Annotated in this window: 11 protein-coding genes; 6 read left to right on the top strand and 5 right to left on the bottom strand. The window is 74.0% G+C overall.

All coding sequences use genetic code 11. The annotated features are described in order from the left end of the window. Nucleotides 1–11: 11 nt before the first annotated feature. The 3 genes from AB0I15_RS01605 (at nt 12) to AB0I15_RS01595 (ending at nt 4,996) form a co-directional block, all read left to right on the top strand. Nucleotides 12–554 carry a GNAT family protein gene (locus AB0I15_RS01605; protein WP_358088404.1) on the top strand — a complete coding sequence of 181 codons (543 nt, stop codon included), beginning with the start codon at nt 12–14 and terminating at the stop codon, nt 552–554. Nucleotides 555–672: 118 nt separating this feature from the next. Next, nucleotides 673–4,248: a protein kinase gene (locus tag AB0I15_RS01600; RefSeq protein ID WP_358088401.1), complete on the top strand. Its 3,576-nt coding sequence runs from the start codon at nt 673–675 to the stop codon at nt 4,246–4,248. A 70-nt stretch (nt 4,249–4,318) separates the two neighbouring features. After that, nucleotides 4,319–4,996, top strand: a complete 678-nt coding sequence (locus tag AB0I15_RS01595; RefSeq protein ID WP_358088399.1) for a hemerythrin domain-containing protein — start codon at nt 4,319–4,321, stop codon at nt 4,994–4,996. Here AB0I15_RS01595 and AB0I15_RS01590 read toward each other — a convergent pair. From AB0I15_RS01590 to AB0I15_RS01570, 5 genes are read right to left on the bottom strand one after another with little or no spacing between them, the layout of a single operon-like run. Further along, nucleotides 4,974–6,905, bottom strand: coding sequence for a serine/threonine-protein kinase (locus tag AB0I15_RS01590; protein WP_358088396.1), 1,932 nt, complete (start codon nt 6,903–6,905; stop codon nt 4,974–4,976). The genes AB0I15_RS01595 and AB0I15_RS01590 overlap by 23 nt on opposite strands. 49 nt (nt 6,906–6,954) lie before the next feature. Continuing rightward, the gene (locus AB0I15_RS01585; RefSeq protein WP_358088393.1) at nt 6,955–7,956 is read right to left on the bottom strand and encodes a hydroxyacid dehydrogenase; all 1,002 of its coding nucleotides are present in this window, start codon (nt 7,954–7,956) and stop codon (nt 6,955–6,957) included. A 34-nt stretch (nt 7,957–7,990) separates the two neighbouring features. Further along, nucleotides 7,991–9,043 carry a substrate-binding domain-containing protein gene (locus AB0I15_RS01580; RefSeq protein WP_358088390.1) on the bottom strand — a complete coding sequence of 351 codons (1,053 nt, stop codon included), beginning with the start codon at nt 9,041–9,043 and terminating at the stop codon, nt 7,991–7,993. A 43-nt stretch (nt 9,044–9,086) separates the two neighbouring features. Next, on the bottom strand, nt 9,087–12,296 hold the full coding sequence (locus AB0I15_RS01575) for a BTAD domain-containing putative transcriptional regulator (protein ID WP_358088387.1): 3,210 nt from the start codon (nt 12,294–12,296) through the stop codon (nt 9,087–9,089). Nucleotides 12,297–12,317: 21 nt separating this feature from the next. After that, a complete protein-coding gene (locus AB0I15_RS01570; RefSeq protein ID WP_358088384.1) occupies nt 12,318–15,137 on the bottom strand; it encodes an AAA family ATPase in 2,820 nt (939 codons plus the stop codon). Between the two features lie 211 nt (nt 15,138–15,348). Between AB0I15_RS01570 and AB0I15_RS01565 the strand changes: the two genes are divergently transcribed. From AB0I15_RS01565 to AB0I15_RS01555, 3 genes are all read left to right on the top strand, one after another. Beyond that, complete coding sequence (locus AB0I15_RS01565; RefSeq protein WP_358088382.1) at nt 15,349–16,344, top strand: hypothetical protein; 996 nt, start codon at nt 15,349–15,351, stop codon at nt 16,342–16,344. Beyond that, nucleotides 16,314–17,897 carry a clostripain-related cysteine peptidase gene (locus AB0I15_RS01560; protein WP_358088379.1) on the top strand — a complete coding sequence of 528 codons (1,584 nt, stop codon included), beginning with the start codon at nt 16,314–16,316 and terminating at the stop codon, nt 17,895–17,897. The genes AB0I15_RS01565 and AB0I15_RS01560 overlap by 31 nt, the downstream gene beginning before the upstream one ends. A gap of 82 nt (nt 17,898–17,979) precedes the next feature. Continuing rightward, the gene (locus AB0I15_RS01555) at nt 17,980–19,083 is read left to right on the top strand and encodes a winged helix DNA-binding domain-containing protein (protein ID WP_358088376.1); all 1,104 of its coding nucleotides are present in this window, start codon (nt 17,980–17,982) and stop codon (nt 19,081–19,083) included. Nucleotides 19,084–19,133: the final 50 nt, after the last annotated feature.

Raw genomic sequence — 19,133 nt, 5'->3', positions numbered from 1 at the left:
ACCCAGAGGGGATGTTCGCCGACAAACCCACGCTGAAGGGCAAGCACGTGACGCTGTGCCCGGCAGGCCCGGAGCACACCGACGGCCTCATCGAGCTGATCTCCGACCCCGACGTGCACCGGTTGACGGGTTCGCACGGCCACATCAACGACGACCAGGCCCGCCAGTGGTACGCCACCCGCGGCGAACACACCGAACGCCTCGACCTGGCCATCATGGCCGACGAGGAGTACGTCGGCGAGGTCGTCCTCAACGAGCTCGACACCGACAACCTGTCCTGCAACCTGCGCATCGCGCTGATCGGCGCGCGGGTGTTCGGCAAGGGCTACGGCACCGAGGCGCTCGAACTGGTCCTCGGCCACGCCTTCACCACGACGCCGCTGCACCGGATCAGGCTCGACGTCTTCACCTTCAACGAGCGGGCGCGGCACGTCTACAAGAAGGTCGGATTCGTGGAGGAGGGCGTGGAGCGCGACGCCCTGCGCTGGGACGGAGAGTGGCACGACTCCGTTCGCATGTCCATCCTTCGACCGGAATGGCAGGCAAGATCCTGAAGCCTGGCATAATGATCATGACGCATGGGTCCCCCGAGGCGCGCGGGGGACCTGTGGCGTCCTTCCGGACAACAAATGGGCGGTGTCGTGCGTCTAAGCATCAGTGACGATGCGCTTGGTGCCCGGTGACCCCGAGAGGCTTGGCGGCCTTTGGCTGGCGGCCAGGCTCGGCGCGGGCGGGCGCGGCGTCGTCTACGACGCGTGCGACGACGAAGGACGCCGGTTCGCGGTCACGGTGCCGCGGGGCGAGGTCGGGCGCCGGTTCGAGCGGGTGACCTGCCGCCATCTGGCGGAGGTGGTCGCCGTCGGGTCCGACGAGGGCGTGCCCTACGTGGTGAGCGAGTTCGTCGACGGGCCCGATCTGCGGCGTGCCGTCGAGCTGCACGGGCCCTACGAGGGTGACGAGCTGGTGGCGCTGGCCGCCGCGCTGGCGTCCGCGCTCGGCGCGCTGCACGAGGCCGGGCTGACGCATCGGGGGCTGAACCCGGAGAGCGTGCTGCTGGCCGCCGACGGGCCCAAGGTCATCGAGCTGGGACTGCCCGCCGGCGGGCCGGTGGGCGCGACGTACACCTACCAGGCGCCGGAGGTGCTGACCGGGCACGCGGCCGAGGCGGCGGCGGACGTGTTCGCGTGGGGCGCGGTGGTGCTGTTCGCGGCCACCGGGCGCGACCCGTTCCGCGGCGAGAGCCCGGGCGGGATCATGCACCGGCTGCTGACCGTCGACCCCGACCTGAGCTGCCTGCCCGAGCCGCTGCGCGAGCCGGTGGAGCGGGCGCTGGCCAAGGATCCCGCCGAGCGTCCCGCGGCCTCCGAGCTGCCGGTCGAGAGCGAGATCGAGCTGCGGCCGCCCGAAGGACACATACGCCCGAGGTCGCTGGGCGAGGTGGCCGAGGAGGTCTACCTGTCGCTCACGCCCGCCCAGCAGCAGGAGGTGCCGGGGCTGCTGCTGCGCCTGCTCGACGGCGACAGCCCGCACGACGAGGGCGACGTACTCGGCCCGCTCATGGACGCCGGTCTGCTCGTACGCCGCAGCGTCCGCGTACCGGCCGTCGAGACCTCCGTGGGCAAGCTCGTGGCCGTCAGCGACGACCGGGTGGCGCCGGCCAGCGCCGCGCTCTACCGCGCCTGGCCCCGGCTGCGCGGCTGGGTCGCCGACGAGCGCGACGGCTTAGAGGTGCACCGCGGGATCCGCGAGGCCGCCAGGCACTGGTCGGAGCACCGCCGTGGCCGGAGCCACCTGTTTCGCGGCCAGTCGCTGGACACCGCGCTCGGCTGGGCCGCGACCAAGCGCCGCCACCTGCGGCTCAACCAGCTCGAACGCGACTTCATCAACGACAGCGTGGCCCTGTCCAAGCAGCGCAGGAGGCTGCTCGTCCCCTCGCTGGCGACGGTCGGGGCGGTGCTGGCGGTCGCGGTGACGCTGTCCGTGGTGTCCGTGCACGGCCAGAACGATCTGCGCGGCCGGCTCATCGAGGCCGACGCCAGGGCCGTGGCCGCCAGGGCGGAGGCGATGCGGGCCGCCGATCCGCGTACGGCGATGCGGCTCAGCGTGGCCGCGTGGCGGCTGTCGCCCGTGATCGAGGCGCGGGCCGCGCTGCAGACCTCGCTCGTGCAGCCCGAGCTGGGCGTGTTCAGCGACCCGGCTCCCGACCAGCGGGCCCGCTACCTGCTGCGCGGGGACGAGCTGGTCAAGTGGGACACCGGGACGGTCACGGTCTGGGATGTGGCGGATGAGCGGCGGCTGGCGTCGTACGTGCTGCCGGCGGGGGCCATGGCGCTGAGCGACGACGGGAGGTTCGCGGAGGGGGCCGGGGGCAGGCCGTTCGACGTGACCACCGGGCGGGCGCCGTCCAGCGGGGCCTACGCGATCAGCCGGGGGAACCGGACCCGGGTCTACCGGGGCACGAAGGCGCTGTTCGACGTGGCCGACCGCAAGGTGGCCCTCTCCCCCGACGGGACCAGGGCGGCCTTCTCCGGGCTCAACGGGCGGGTCGAGCTGTGGGACCTGGCGCCGCGCACCCGGACGGGGGTCGTGGAGGTCCAGCCGCTCACCGGGGCGGACGCGGCGGCGCCGGCGCTGGCGTTCAGCCCCGACGGGACCACGCTGGCGGTGGCCGGGCGCGACGGGGTCACGCTCGTGGCGGCCAGGCAGGCGGGAGCTCCGCACGAGACCGACGCCCAGCCGCAGGCGCCCTCCCCCACGGCCGCCCCCCAGAACCCGCCGACGTCCGCACCCACGTCCGCGCCCACATCCCCGCCCCAGCAGGCGAACGCCGACGCCCCGCCGAACGACACCGCCCTGCCGAACGACACCGCCCCGCCGGACGACACCGCGTCTCAGAGCGCCCAGCCCGTTCAGACCCCGGGCGCGCAGGCCGCGCGGAGCCCTGGGGCGGACGCGTTGCGGGTGGAGGTCCCGGAGCAGGCGCAGGCCTTCCGTGCCGGTTCCGAGCAGAGCGCGGAGGCGGTGAAGACCCGTGAGCCCGAGGCGCGGGCGAAGAGCCGCAGGCCGGCGACCGGAGGGTGGGGTGTCGAGGTCGTCGACGGCCTGGAGGCGTCGCCCGGGGCCGCGGCCGGCCCGCTCGTCTTCAGCCCCGACGGCCGCCTGCTCGCCCTGCCCGGCGACGGCGAGGTACGGGTCTGGAACGTCACCGAACGCCGCCTGTCCGGCGCCTACTCCCTCAAGGACCCCGGCCACGGCCTGTCGTTCTCCTCCGACGGCCGCTCACTGCGCTACCTGAGCGGCACCGGCTCCGTCCTCTCACTCGACGTCTCCGGCCTGCCGGTCCCGTCCGACGACGTCCAGACCGCCGCCTTCTCCGGCAACGGCCGCGTCGTGGCCAAGGAGGTCGGCGACTCGATCGAGATCACCGACACCGTCGAGCGCAGGCGGCTCGGCCGCATCACCGCCGCCGGTGACCTGGCCTTCGACGCGAGCGGCCGGCTGCTCGCCGTCGCGGGCGACCCGGTGACCGTGTGGGAGGTGTCCGGCGGCAGGCAGGTCGCCGCCATCGAAACGGGCGGCGACGTGCTCGCCGTGGCGCTCTCTCCCGACGGCGCCACGCTGGCCACCGCGCGCGGCAAGACGCTGGAGACGTGGGACGTGCGCCAGGGACGCCGGCTCAAGGCGTACGAGGGCGCGGGCGACCTGGCGCTGGCCTTCAGCCCCGACGGCTCGACCCTGGCGGCCGGGGCCAAGCTGCTGGCGCTGCGCACCGGCCAGATCACCCCGCTCGACCTGGCCACCAGGGCCGGCGGCGGGGCCGCCCCGACCGCGCTGGCCTTCTCACCCGACGGCCGCCGGCTGGCGTTCGGGCTGGAGAGCGGCCGGGTGCTGCTCTGGGACGTACGCGAGCGCGAGCCGCTCGGCACGGTCGAGACGGGCACGACCCAGGTGGACGAGCTGCGCTTCTCCCCCAAGGGCGACCTGCTGGCCATCGACGCGACCCGCACCTCGCTCTGGGACGTCAGGACGCTGCGCGAGGTCGGCCAGGTCGGGTCGTGGGCCGCCGGGCTGGCCTTCAGCCAGGACGGCAGGCGGCTGCGCGGCGTGGCGCTCGACGGCACCGTACGCGAGCGCCCGGTCGATCCCGCGCTGACGGCGAAAGAGGTGTGCGCCAGGGCGGGCGGGGCGCTGAGCAGGGCGGAGTGGACGCGTCTGATCCCGGAGAGCGGCTACCAGGACGTCTGCTGACAGACGCCTGCCAACAGGGCGGCAAGTCGGCGACCAGAGGACGAAAAGACGCGCCGCCCATGCTGGCCGCATGAGAACCGTACAGATCCCCGACGTCTCCCCCCGCACCGGCGGGGAGCGCGAGCCGGACCTCACCTCCATGTACGTCATCCACCGCGCCATGCTGACCGACCTGCGGCGTCTCGCCGGCCTGTGCGGCGGGCCCGATCGGCTGAGCGGTGACCGGGACAGGGAGGCCCGCGCGTACGCGGCCTCGATCCTGACCGAGGTGCACCATCACCACGCCAACGAGGACGACCTGCTGTGGCCCATCGTGGAGCGCACGGCGGGGCACGCGGTGGACCTCAGCCCGTACACCGACGACCACGAGGCGCTCGGCCCCGTGCTGGAGCGGTGCCGCGCCGCGCTCGGCGGCGACCGGCACGAGCTCGGCCGGGCCCTGACCGACCTGCTCGAACTCCTCGACGACCACATCGCCGAGGAGGAGTCCGCCCTGTTCCCGATCATCTCCAGGTTCGTGCCGTACGACGCCTACGTCTGGACGGAGAAGCAGGTGGCCAGGCGGGCGTCGCTGGGTCAGCTCACGTTCACGGCGCCGTGGCTGCTGCGTCACGCCACCGCGGACGAGGCCGCCCGGCTGCTGGCGGGCGCGGGCGCGCCGCTGCGCCTGCTGGTCGCCCTCACCAAGGCCCGGTACGCCCGCCGCGAGCGCGTGGTCTTCGGCCCTAGTCGTCCGGGTAGAGCTTGAGCACCTTGCCCTGTGGGCTGGCCACCAGGTAGCCCGAGCGGTAGCCGTCGGACACGTAGACGAGCAGCACCTGCCGCGTGCTGGCGAACGCGTAGTCGGGGTCCACGATCAGGTAGCGGGACTTGGGCTTGGCCACGCCGAGGTCCTTGTCGGCCCTCTTGAGCAGGGCGGGGACGGCGTCCCAGTTGATCTTGCCGAGGTCGACCAGGGGCGTGGTGATCTTGCCGCCGTCCGTCCAGCGGCTGAGGGTGCCGTCGCGGTAGGTGTAGCTGTCGTAGAGCTCCCGGTCCCTCTTGAGCGGCACGTCGATGGAAACGTGTTCCGGGTAGACCGTCATCTTGACGACCTTGGTGCCGCCGGCGAGCGGCTTGAGTTCGGCGATCACGGACCGGATCCCGGCGGGGGTCAGCAGGTTCTTGGGGGCGGGCTCTTCGGTGGCCTCTTCGGTGGCCCGGTCGGTGGTCCGCTCGGTCTCTTCCGGCGTCGCCGGGTCGGACGTCCGCTCGCCCCCGTCGTCGGCCTGCCGGTTCCCGCTGTCCGCCGGGGGGAGCATCTGCCACACCAGTACGCCCACGACCACGACGGCCGCGACGGACACCGTGACCGCCGCGCCGGCGACACCCTTGCGGCGGGAGCGGCGGGTGTTCAGGGTCCCGGCGTGCGGCACCGGCGTCGCCCCCCACGGAGGTGGTGGCGACCCCGGCCCGCCGTAACCGGGCGGCATGGTGTTGCCCCTGCCGGGCGGACCTGCGTACCCCTGCGGCCCGGTGTTCCCGGACGGCCCTCCGTGAGCCGGTGGCCCCCCGTAGACCGGCGGGCCTCCATAGACCGGCGGGCCCCCGTGCGAAGGCGCGCCTCCGTGCGAAGGCGCGCCCATGTGGGACGGCGGGCCCGAATGAGCCTGCGGACCGGAGTGGGCAGGCGACCCTGAATGCGATGGCGAACCCGAATGGGACGGCGAACCGGAAGAGGATGGCGAGCCGGGATGCGATGGCGAACCGGAAGGGGACGGTGGGCCTGAGAGGGGTGGCGCGCCGTGGGCGGGCGCGCCGGAGTGGCGTGGTCCGAAGGGCGCCGGGCCCGAGTCGCCGCCCGCCGCCGCCAGCATCCGGTCCAGGGTGTCGGCGTCCGGGCGCGCGGCCGGATTCCGGTTGAGGAGGGCGTGCAGGACGGGGCCGAGTGACCCGGCCCGCTCAGGCGGGGGCACGTCCTGGTTGAGCACGGCGGCCAGCGTCGCCAGTGTGGTGCTCCGGCGCAGCGGATGCCGCCCCTCCACCGCCACGTACAGCATCATGCCCAGCGACCACAGGTCGGAGGCCGGATCGCCTTCGACGCCGTTGATGCGCTCGGGCGCCATGTACTCGGGCGAGCCGATGAACGACCCGGTGGCCGTCAGGCTCGTGGACTCGCGCACCGCGGCGATGCCGAAGTCGGTCAGCACCGACCGGCCGTCATCGCGCAGCAGCACGTTGGCGGGCTTGACGTCGCGGTGCTGGATGCCCACCGCGTGCGCGGCCCGCAGCGCCGATAAGACCTCGCGGCCGAGGCGCGCCACCTCCTGCTGCGGCATCGGATCGCGTTGGATGCGGTCCTGCAGCGAGCCGCCGGAGACCAGCTCCATGACGATCCACGGGTAACCCTGCTCGCCCGGGTCCACGATGTGGTGGATGGTGGCCACGTGCGGATGGTTCAGCCGGGCCAGGGCGCGGGCCTCGCGCAGCACCCGGGCCCGCAGCTCGCGGGCGCCGGCCGGGTCGTGCTCGTCCATGGAGGGGTCGGGAGGGCGCACTTCCTTGAGCGCGACCTCACGGTGCAGGGCCACGTCCCAGGCCCGCCACACCAGGCCCATGCCCCCGCCACCGAGCCGCTCCATGAGCTCGAAGCGGTCGTCGATCACGCGTTTGTGCATGCAGAGCAGCGTAGGGCCGACGCGCCCCCGCCGTCATCAGGGGCCCTGATCAGGCGCTGATGGTGAGGGCCTCCGCCGCGACGCCGTGCGCGAAGGGCCGGCCGGCGGCGTAGCGGGCGAGCTCGTCGAGGGCCAGGTGGGCGATACGGGCCAGCTCGCCGCCGAGCGAGCCGGCCATGTGCGGGGTGAGCAGGACGTTGGGCAGGTCGTAGAGGGGCGAGTCGGGCGGCAGGAGGTCGGGCTCGGTCACGTCGATGACGGCGTACAGGCGGCCGGAGGCCAGCTCGGCGATGAGCGCGTCCTGGTCGACGAGTGCGCCGCGGGCGGTGTTGATCAGGGTCGCGCGGTCGGGCATGCGGGCCAGCCGGGCGGCGTCGATGAGGTGGCGGGTCTCCGGCAGCGCGGGCGCGTGCAGGGTGATCACGTCGCACCGCTCGAACAACTCGTCCAGCTCGACCTGCGCCACGCCCAGGTCCTCGCTCAGGTACGGGTCCGCGACCAGCACGTCCAGCTCGAACGGCCGCAGCAGCTCGATCACCCGCCGGCCGATCTTGGAGGCCCCGACGACCCCGACCGTACGCCGGTAGTTGCCGAACCCGGGAAAGCGCGCGTCCAGGTCGAGCCGTGCCCGCTCCTCGCGGTAGAGCCTGGCGACGTCCAGCACCCGCTTGTTGGCGAACAGGATCGAGGCCAGCGTGTATTCGGCGACCGGCTCGGCGTTGGCCGCCGCCGCGGACGAGACGGCGATGCCGCGCCGCCAGCACGCCTCGGTGACGTGGTGTTTCACGGTGCCGGCCGCGTGCACGACCGCCCGCAGCCTGGGCGCCCTGGCCAGCACGTCCTCGGTGATCGGCGGGCACCACCAGCTCGTGTAGAGCACCTCGGCCTCGGCCAGCGCCCCCGCCACGGCCGGGTCGGCGAAGTCGGCGGCCACCAGGCCGGGGTCCACGTCGGCGATCGTGACCAGGCGCTCGCGCGCCTCGCCGGTGATGAGGCGGGCGGCGATCTCCGGCGCCATGGCGAGCAGGGTCTTCGGCCGTGCGTTGGTCATGTGCTCTCCCCGAACCACAATACGGTCAATTCGATCATAACGAAATCGACGCCGTCGATTCGCGTACCCGTAGCTCGGGCAGGAGGGCGACGTGGCGGCCGGCCGCGCCGGGCCGCCGGGCGAGGCCGGTGAGGCGGGTGACCAGCAGGTCCACCGCGCAGCGGCCGACCTCCTCCTTGGGCGGCGCCACGGCGGTGAGCGAGGGTGAGCAGAAGGCGGCCACCTCGTCGTCGTAGGCGACCAGCGACATCTCGCCCGGCAGGTGCACCCCGGCCGCGTTCAGTCGCCTGACCAGGGAGATCGCGTCTTCGTCGTTGTGCACGAGCAGGCCCGTCACGCCACCGTCGCGCACGAGGCGCAGCACGCCGGCCACCGCCTCCTCGGGGCGCTCGCGGTCGATGACGATCTCCGCGGGAGCCTCCAGGCCGAGCGCGGCGGCGGCCGCCGACAGGCCCGCCCTGATGCCCGGCAGGGTGGGGCTGGCGTTGGCGACGAGCGCGAGCCCGCGGTGGCCCAGCCCGGCCAGGTGGCGTGCGGCCAGGTAGGCGCCGTGGGCGTGGTCGGAGGCGACCGCGTCGAGCGTCGAGGCGGGACCGGCGAGCTCGGCCCGCCGCTCCACGAGCACGGTGGGGACGGGCAGCCCGGCCAGCCACTCGGCGTGGGACTCGTCGGGATGCCTGCTGGGCGTGAGCAGCAGGCCGTCGATGCCGTCGTCGACGAGCTGGCGCACCTGGGCCCGGTCCTCGGCGTCGGAGTAGTGCGAGATGCCGAGCACGAGCCGCGCCCCCGCCTGGGCGGCCTGCTCCTGGGCGCCCTTGATCATGGCCGGGTAGTAGTAGTGGGCCGTGGGCACCACCATGCCGATCGTCAGCGAGGGAGTCTCGGCGGCGGGCCGGTCGAGGTCGGAGGGCAGCGTGACGCCGCCGTGCGTCCTGGTGAGCAGCCCCTGCTCGGCGAGGTGCTCGACGTCCCTGCGCAGGGTGACGGCGGAGACGCCGAGCTCTCTGGCCAGGTCGGTGAGCCGCGCGGAGCCCCGGTCGCGGAGCCGGCGCAGGATGAGCCGTTGACGACGCTGTTGCACGGACACCCGGACCCCTCCTTCGGGATGGTGGCTCGATCCTACGCTTTCGTTATGATCGTTTTTCGATCGTCAAGCCGTTCCGGGCGGCCTCGATCCAGGGCCTGACCCCCGCCCGCTCCCCGACGGCCAGCGCCTCGCGGAAATGCGGCCCGGCCGGCCGCTCCAGGTACACCGCCAGCTCGCCCAGCACCTGCGCCGTCGGCCAGACGGCCAGATAGCCGGTGCCGCCCACGGGCTCGGCCGAGAACGGCAGCAACGCCTCGTACGCCGCCTCCGCCCGCCCCCGGTCCCCGATCGCGACGCCGAGCAGCCCGCGCACCGCCGTCAGCACGTGCCAGAAGTAGTCCCGCCGGAGCGGCCGCGGCTCGGCCGGCACCACGGCCCGCGCCTCGGCGTCCCGCCCCGCGTGGCAGAGGGCCAGCGCGTACAGCTCGCGGGCCTGCTCCTGCCACGTCCCCGTGGTGGTGAAGGGCTCGACGACCGGCAGCAGGGGCGTCAGGTCGCCGCGCATGAGGTGCAGGCCGTAGCGGGCGAGCAGGTGGATCCCCACCTCGTGCTGCCACATGCCCAGCCGCCCGGCCAGCTCGGCGGCGGTGCGGTAATGGGACTCCGCGCCCTCGTGGTCGCCGGCCAGCGCGGCCCGCAGGCCGTCGTAGAAGCCGGTCACGGCCAGGGTGAGCGGCAGGTCGTACAGTCCGGCGAGGTGGGCGGCCCTGGCGGCGTGCCGGTCGGCCGCATCGAGGTCGGCCCGGTTGACCGCGGTCTGCATCAGGACGAGGTGGCCGAGCACCTCGACCGTCACGTCCGAGCCGGACAGGCTCAGCAGCTCGGCGCCGATCCGTTCGCGCTCGGCGGTGCCTCCGTAGCGGAAGCTCTGGTGCAGGCGGCCGTTGAGGGCCAGCACGAGCAGGTGGCGCTCGCCGAGGCGGCGGGCCATCGCGACGGCCTCCTGGGAGGCGAGGTAGCCGCGCTCGCCCGGCTCGCCCTCCAGCTCGTAGCCGAGCGCGGTCAGCAGCCGGCAGCGGGTCCCGCCGTCGCCGGGCGGGAGCCGGTCGAGCGCCTCCTCGACGGCCGCGACCAGCTCCGCGTCGAACGTGCCGTACTCCCGGTTGCTCCAGAACGTGGGCACGTCGAACGAGACGATCACCTGGGCCAGCAGGTGAGGGTCGTCCAGAGGCCGCACGTCGCGTACGGCGCCCTCCCGGTAGGCCCGGGCGGTGCCCAGCCTGCCGGTGGCGGCCAGCGCGGACACCAGCGACAGCGTGAGGTCGAGCCGCTCACGCGGGTCACCGGCGCAGGCGTCGAGCGCCTGCTGCCAGAGGGCGGCGGCCTCGTGGTGGGCGAAGCGGCGCTCGGCCTGCTCGGCGGCGAGCCTGGTGTAGCGCACGGCCTTGCCGGGGTCGGCGGCGGAGGCGGTGTAGTGGTGGGCGAGGGCGGCCACGTCGCCGGGGTCGTGCTCCTCGATGGCCCGGGCCACGCGCAGGTGCAGGCGGGCCCGGCGGACGCGGGACAGGTCGTCGTACAGGGTGTCGCGGACGAGCGCGTGCGCGAACCTCAGCCGCCCCGCCTCCGGCTCGGTCAGCAGCCCGGTGACCAGCCCGGACTCGATGGCGGACAGCACGGTCTCCTCGTCGGCGCCGCTGACGGCGGTCAGGACGTCCACGTCGCTCTCGCGGCCGATGACGGCGCCGTGCCGCAGGATCGTCTGCGCCTGCGCGGGCAGTCTGGCCACCCGGCGCCGCAGCACGTCGCGCACCCCCGCCGGGATGGCCACGACGCCCTCGGCGTCGAGCAGCCGGGCGGTCTCCCTGACGAAGAACGGGTTGCCGCCGGTCCGCTCGGCGACCCGCGCGACCGTCTCGGGTGTGGCGGGCCGGCCGCAGGTGACGCTGATCAGCTCGCCCACCTCGGTCGCGGTCAGGCCGGTCAGCTCGACGCGCAGCGGCTCGTGGGCGGCGATGGCGGCCAGGGCGTCGGCGAGGTGGTCGTTGGGCTCGGTGTGCCGGTAGCTGCCCACGACCAGGACCGGCGGCCCGGCGGCCTCGCCGATCACGTGGGTGAGGATGGCCAGGGTCTCGGCGTCGGCCCGGTGCAGGTCGTCGAGCACGAGCAGGAGCGGGCGGCCGATCGAGGTGACGAACGCGCCGACCGCCCGGCGCAGCCGGAACCGGGCGCCCGGCACGTCGCCGCGTACCGGGGTGTCGAACAGCAGGGGCGCGAGAGCCTCCTGGTCGCCGGGCGGGAAGCGGGCGGCCAACTGCCTGAGCAGCTCGGCCCAGGCCCAGCCGGGCGGTGCGCCCTCGTGCTCGGGGCAGCGGCCCCAGCCGACGGCCCAGCCCTTGCGCTCGAGCGTGGCGCGTACCTGCTCCATGAACGCGGTCTTGCCCGCGCCGGGCTCGCCGCCGACCAGCACGGCGCCGCCGTCGAGGGCGGTCACGGCGGCGAGTTCGGCGCGGCGGCCGACGTACGCCTGACCCGCCACGGCGATCCTGGCGGCCGGGGCGGGCGGGGGCGCGGCCTCGCTCAGGTGGGCGGCCTGGGCGAGGATGTCCTCCTCCAGTCGCCGCAGCTCGGGCCCGGGATCCACGCCCAGCTCCGCGGCCAGGTGCGCGCGGGCCCTGCGCAGCGCGCCGAGCGCCTCGCCCTGCCGGCCGCACCGGTAGAGCGCCCTGGCCAGCAGCGCCCACGCCCCTTCCCGCAGCGGATGCTCCCCGGCCAGCCGCTCCAGCTCCGGTACGGCCTGCGCAGCCCGCCCCAGCCCGATGACCGCGCCGGCATGCCGCTCGACCGCCGACAGGCGCAGCTCCTCCAGCCGCCCCGCCTCCGCGTCGGCCCAATGGGCGCCGGCGAACTCCTGGTAGGCGGGCCCGTGCCAGAGCGCGAGCGCCTCGGCCAGCCGCTCGTGCCCGGCCGCCGGGTCGCCCACCACGCTCTCGAACCGCCAGGCGTCCACCGCGCCGGCCTCCAGGCGCAGCGCGTAACCGGGCGGCTGGGTGACGAGCACGCCGGCCTGGGCGCGCGGGGACCGGCCCGGTTCGAGGGCGCGGCGCAGGTTGGAGACGTAGGACTGGACGGCGGCCAGCGCCTTGGGCGGCGCCTCGCCGGCGTAGAGGTCGTCGATGAGGCGATCGACCGGAACGACCTGGCCACCGGCGGCCAGCAGGCGGCCCAGCACCGAGCGCTGGCGTGGCCTGCCCAGGGCGACGGGCTCACCGTCGAGCCGCGCGGCGAGCGGCCCGAGCACGTGGAAGGTCAGCACAATGCAGCCACGGTACGGCACCTATTCACCGAGGTCGCCCAGGCGCCCGATCAGCGCGGTACGCGAGGTTATCCCGAGCTTGGTGTAGATGTGGCTCAGGTGGTACTCGACGGTCTTGACGCTCAGCACGAGTTTGCGCGCCGCCTGCCGGTTGGTCAGCCCTCTGCTGATCAGCACCGCCACCGTGTGCTCCTGCGGCGTCAGGCCGAGCCGGGCGGTGTCCTGGGGCAGCAGCACCGCCCGCCCGCTCGCGGCCAGCTCCAGATCGCACTGCTCCAGGTACGGCAGCGCCCCCAGCCGCGACAGCGTGAGCTGGGCCGCCTCGAGCTGCTCCGCGGCGGCCGACCTGCGGCCCCTGCGGCGCAGGAACGTCCCGTACGCGAGCCGGATCCTCGCCTCCTCGAACGGCATCTCGATCTTGGCCGTGTGCTCCAGGGCCACCTGGTAGCCGGCCTCCGCCTCGGCCGGGTCGTGCCTGGCCGCGTGCAGCCCGGCCCTGGCCCGCGCGGCGGCGGCCAGGACGCTGCGCCGCTCCCTGTCCAGGGCCAGCAACTCGCACGGCACCAGGGTCGCCTCGGCCTCGTCGAGCCGGCCGGCGCCGATCAGGGCGTCGGCGAGAAGGGTGCGCCAGAGCACGATGGAGGGCTCGTCGGGCAGGTCCGTCCTGGTGAGCGGGGTGAGGGCGGCGATGACGGCCTCGTGGTCGCCGCGGGCGGTGGCCACCAGGGCGTCGGCGCCGGCCGTACAGACGAGGGCGGTGGGGTTGTCGGGCGAGCAGGCGGCGCGGGCGGCGTGTACGTGCGCGACGGCCCGGTCCCACTCCCCCCGTGCGGCCGGGACCAGGGCCGCCGCGGCATGGGCGTAGCTCCCCAGCCACGCCTGCCCGAAGTCGTCGGCGGCCGACGCGCCCACCTCGGCGTGCCCCACCGCCTCGTCCCACCGCCCGAGCCGGTACTCGGCCTGCGCCAGCGCGATCGCCGCCAGCACCTGGAACGACGCGGACCGGTCCGCGCCCATGCCGAGCAGGCCCAGCAGATCCGCCTGCGCCCCGGCCAGGTCGTCGGCCCACAGCCGCAACATCCCCCGCCCCAGCAGCGCGTCCAGATCCCCGGGGCCGCCCTGCCCCGGCACCGGCAGCTCCTGGCACAGCGCCAGCCCCTCGTCGCCGCGTCCCGCCAGCCCCAGCCCCACCAGCTCCGCGAACCGCACCAGCTCCCCCTCGGCCTGCCCGGCCCAGCGGGTGGCGACCCGCCCCTCGCCGGTGAGCAGCGCCGCCATGGCCTGGCGGGCGGCGATGCAGGCGGTCAGGGAGGCGTCCTGCCCGGCGTGCGTCCCGGCGTTGTCCAGCCGCCCCACCGCCTCACGTACCCGTCCCGCCACCAGCGCCACCGACCCCAGCGCGTAGTCGCGGACCCCAGGGTCGGCCCCTGGTGCCACCTGGGCGGCCAGGGCCGCGGCGTCCCCAGGGCGCCCGGCCGCCAGCAGCGCCTCGACGGCCTCCGCGATCAGCCGGTCCCTGCCGGGGCCCTCCGCCGTGAGCTGTACCGCCCTGGTCAGGCAGCCGCACGCGCTCGACCAGCGCCCGGCCGCCGCCTGCCGCCGCCCCACCCTGGCCACCTCCCGCACCAGCGCCTCGTCCACCTGGTCGGCGGCGGCGAGCCGGTGGTGCAGCCGGTGCACCACGTCGTCCGCCAGGTCGGCGGCCAGCAGGTGCAGGCGGCGCCGCGTGGCGGGCCCGAGATCGTGGTAGATGGCGGCCCTGACCAGCGGGTTCGGAAACCCCACCGAGACCCCGGCCCCGGTGCGCCACTCCACGAGCAGCCCGGCGCCCGTCGCCTGCTCCAGCGCGGGCAGCGGCTCGGCCAGCTCCGCCATCCGGGCGACCAGGTGCAGCGGCTCGGCCAGCTCGGCCATGCGGGCCACCAGGTGCAGGGGCGCGGACGTGCCGAGCACGGCGGCCGCCGTCAGCAGCCGCTGCGCCGCCGGCCCGCACTGCGCGAGCCGCTCCAGCACCAGCGTCGTGTACGCCCTGGGCGCGGGCAGCGGCGCGTCCACGTCGGCCAGGGTCTCGGCCCGCACCTGCTGCAGCAGCGCCCGCGCGTGCAACGGCACGCCCTTGGTGTGCTCGTGCAGCCGCTCGGCGGCCTGCGGCGTCAGCCGTACCGGGCCGAGCCGGGCGCTGAGCGCCTGCAGCTCGCGCGCGCTCAGCCCGTTCAGCGGCAGCCGGAGCGCGGCGCTGCTGCGCAGCAGCCGCCGCAGCCCGTCGGGCAGCCGGGGGTGGTCGCTCTCCCTGGCGATCAGGATCGCCAGCACCCGATCGGTACGCAGCCTGCGCAGCGCGAACGTCAGCGCCTGCAACGAGGGCAGGTCCGCCCAGTCCGCCCCGTCGATCGCGATGACCACGGGCGCCGTGCGCTGCAGCTCGGCCAGCAACTCCAGCAACGCGGCCCCCACGACCAGCGGATCTGGCCGCGTGCGGGCACCGTGCGCCCCGGTCTGCGCCGCCGGGGCCGTGGGCTGCACTGTCGCCTGCGCCCCGGCCAGCACCTCCGGTACGGCCTGCGCCTGCGTCCCCAGTTGCCCCAGCACCCCGTACGCCAGCCCCGACTCCCCTTCGTCCCCGCTGACCTCCAGCACCACCGCGTTCTCGATCGCGCACAGGAACTCCCCGGCCAGGGCCGTCTTCCCGACCCCGGCCGGCCCTTCCAGCACCACCAGACTGGAGCGGCCCTCGCAGACGCGGCCCAGCTGGGCATGGAGTACCGCCAGCTCACGACATCGTCCGACGAACTGGTCGTCGCGGGAGCGCTCGGGTCCGCTGCGGAGGGCGCGGGCTGTCATCGTACTCACCCCCTGGCCTGCGTTGCCCTGGCCAAGATTCATGGTGGGCCTTGGCCAGGCGACCGTCCAGTGTCCGTTTGACCCGAGTCAGTTCCTCCCGTCATTAGGGACTCACCCCGGGGTAATCCCCAGGGCGTTCCCTGATGCTCGCGGCAGGGCCCGTTCATAGCGTCCAGCGTGGACGAATGCCCCAAAACGCCGGGAGAACATCATGCCGTCCTACATCGCAGAGGAGCAGCGGGGAGCGGAGGCACGAATTCTGAACGTGCTGTTCCCCATGATCCTCCAGGGCCTCCAGCTGACCCACCAGGCAGCGGACCAGTTCGGCGCACGCCCGAACCAGCCGCACATGCTGCCGATGGGGCCGCGGATGGAGCACCGGCCCGTGGAGTACCAGCAGCAACAGCAGCGCTACACCATCCAGGAGACCTACACCCAGCTCGCCGCCGACCGGTCCTTCATGGACGTCGCGGCCATCCTCATGCCGGTCGTCCAGGCCATGATCCCGCCGCTGGTGGAGCAGTTGCTCTCCTTCGGCCCGGCCAAGGCGGAGACCGACCAGAACGAGGAGGACCGTTTCCAGCAGTTCGTGCCGCAGCTCATCGGCACCATCACGCCGATCATGATGCAGGTGCTCCCCGGCCTGCTGCAGAACATGCGCGGCATGCACGCCGAGCACCCCGTACGCGTCACCGACCGCGAGCTCAACCAGCGGTACTTCGGTCCCATCCTCCAGGCCACCCTGCCCGCGATCATCTCGCAGCTACCCGAACTGCTCGCCATCGTGCACGGCGACCAGCGCTCGCCCATGCGCTTCGAGCGCATGCCGGGACGCGCCCCACTGCAGCTCATCAGGATCAGCAGGAACGACCTCGTCAACGCCCACCGGCTGCGCGACGGCGACGTGCTCTACCTGACCGAGACCCCCGCGCCGCCCGGCACCACCGAGATCCGGCTCAGCATGGCGCCCCACGGCCTGTGGTGGAAGGGGATCCAGGTCACCGACGACAGCGACCGGCAGATCTGCTTCGTCGAGACCGACCGCGACACGCACGCCACCTTCGACTCCCGGTCCGTGCAGACCGGCGGCTCGATCGTGCTGTGGAAGGCCAAGATGTTCGGCGTCCACACCCCGATGTACATCCTCCCGACCGGTGACCTGTCGCCGGACGGCAAGTGCTTCACCTTCCACTGGGCCGCGGACTGATGGCCGGGCCCACGCTGCGGCTCGGCAGCAGAGGGGAAGAGGTCAGGCGGCTGCAGGAGCTGCTGCGCGCCCGCGGCTACCGCGTACGGGCCGACGGGTACTTCGGCGGCTCCACGTACGGTGCCCTGCTCAGCCTCCAGCAGCGCGAGGGGCTGCCCGCCGACGGTGTGGCGGGACCCACCACCTGGCGGGCGCTCGGCCGCACGCCGGGGACCATGACCGCCGAACGCCCGGCGTACTCGGGCGAGCCGGCCGAGTGGAACGTCATGGTGTACATGGCGGGCAACAACAACCTGTCCGACGCGGCGGGGCGCGACCTGGAGGAGTTGCGCGCCGTGCGGTCGTACAACGGCGTCCGGGTCACGGCCTTCGTCAAGCGGCAGGACGCCGGCGGCCGGGCCCGGCGCATGGAGATCTCCCCGGGCGGCGCGCCCGACCGGATCGAGGAGCTGTCGCCGCCCGTCGATTCCGGGCATCCGCAGACGGTCGTGGACTTCGTCCGCTGGGCCGCCGCGCACGCGCCCGCCAAGCGCTACGCGCTGGTGCTCTGGAACCACGGCGGCGGCTGGACCCCCGACGACCTGGACCAGATCTACACGCAGGTCAGAGGCCGCGGGGTGCGGCGTGACGTCGAGACGGGCTACGTGCGGCGCACCCCGCGCATGACCGTGTCGGACGGGGAGCCCGCCTTCTCCGAACTGGCCAGGCTCACGCAGACCCCGGAGATCACCAAGGCCGTGTTCACGACGTCGCTGAGCGAGGTGCTCAAGCTGCCGGGCGGACAGGAGCGCGCGATCGCCAGCGACGACGGCACGATGCACTCGCTCGACACCATCGAGCTGCGCAGGGTCATGGAGCGGATCCACAAGGACCTCGGCAGGCCGCTCGACCTGCTGGGCATGGACGCCTGCCTGATGAGCAACCTCGAGGTCTGCTACGAGCTGCGCGAGCACGTCGGCGTCGTCGTCGGCTCGGAGGACGTCGAGCCCAACGAGGGCTGGCCGTACACCGAGATCCTGTCCGCCATGGCGGCGAACCCGCGCATGGACGCGCGCGAGCTGGGGCGGATCGTGGTCGAGGAGTACGTCAGGTCGTTCCGCCCCACGCACCAGACCGTCACGCAGTGCGCGGTCGACGCGACGCGGATCGAGGAGTTCATGCGCGAGTTCGAGACGCTCGCGAGCGGGCTGCGGCAGCAGGTGCACACCAACCGCTCGGTCGTGGACAGCGTCCAGTCGGTGGCGACCCGCTTCCACGTCGACCGGTCGCTGGTGGACCTGCGTACGCTCTGCCTGGCGCTGGTCGCCGACTCCCGTACCGACCCGACGCTGGCCTCGGTGGCCGACAAGCTGCTGGCCATCCACGGCCCGGGCGGCTTCGTGATCAACGAGGCGCACCAGGGCGAGAAGGTGGAGGGATGCGGCGGGCTGAGCGCGTACTTCCCGATGGAGCGTACGATCTCGCGCTACTACGGCGATCTTCACATCGCCCAGCACACCGACTGGGATGAATTCCTCAGAGAGTACGGAAACGCGCGTACCATCAGGCGTTAGAAGGCCACACGCCGGCGATCCGCCGGCTTCGCTGGGGCTATTGCGGCCCGGGACCGGCCGCAATAGCCCCTACCTTGGTGTCATGGATCCCCTCATCAGCCGCAGGGCGCTCAACCGGGCCACGCTGGAGCGTCAGCACCTGCTGCGGCGCACCACCCGCTCCGTGACCGAGGTCGTGGAGCACCTGGGCGGGCTGCAGGCGCAGACCCCGCACACCTGGTACACCGGCCTGTGGAACCGCATCGAGGGCTTCAAGCCCGCCGACGCCTCCGACCTGCTGGCCTCGCGCGAGCTGGTCCGCCTCGCGCTGCAGCGCTCCACCATCCACCTGGTCACCGCCCGCGACTGCCTGGCCATGCGACCGCCCCTGCAGCCGGTGACCGAGCGGGGGACGCGGACGACCTTCGGCAGGAAACTGGCCGGGGTGGATCTGGACGAGCTGGCGGCGACCGGGCGGGCGCTGCTGGAGGAGCGGCCCATGACGTTCGCCGACCTGGGGCGGGCGCTGGCCGAGCGGTGGCCGGACAACGACCCCCACGCGCTGGGCCAGGGCGTGCGCTGGCTGGTGCCGCTGGTGCAGGTGCCGCCGCGCGGCCTGTGGGGCAGGAGCGGGCCGGTCGCGCATACGAGCGCCGAGTCCTGGCTGCTGGGCCTCGAGGTCGAGCCGATGACGCTGCCCGAGCTGGTGCGGCGGTATCTGGCGGCGTTCGGGCCGGCGTCGGTGATGGACGTGCAGACGTGGTCGGGGCTGACGCGGCTGGGCGAGGTGGTGGAGGGGCTGGACCTGCTCCGGTTCAGGGACGAGAGCGGCAGGACCCTGTACGACCTGCCCGACGCCCCGCGCCCCGGCGAGGACACCCCGGCGCCGGTCCGCCTCATGTACGACTTCGACAACCTCTTCCTGTCCCACGCCGACCGCTCCCGGGTGATCACGGAGACGGGCCTGGCCGCGATCCAGGGCTTCATGGGCACCAACGTGCAGCCGCGCGCCATCCTGGTGGACGGCGTCACGGCCGGCGACTGGACGGTCACCCGCGCCAAGGGCACCTCCACGCTCAACCTCCACCAGTGGGAGCCGATCGGCGTCATGGACGAGGTCGAGGAGGAGGGGCGGCGGCTGCTGGAGTTCCTGGCTCCCGGGGACAAGCACGATATTTCAGTCTTTGACCGCCCGGCCAAGCCCTGACACCCGCCGCCGCACCGCCACGAAGAAGGTCAGCACCGACCCCTCCCTGA

Source organism: Nonomuraea sp. NPDC050643, assembly GCF_040654715.1.
Classification (GTDB): domain Bacteria; phylum Actinomycetota; class Actinomycetes; order Streptosporangiales; family Streptosporangiaceae; genus Nonomuraea.
The sequence above is the reverse complement of the archived record's forward strand: the minus strand, read 5'-3'. Positions and strand labels throughout refer to the sequence as shown.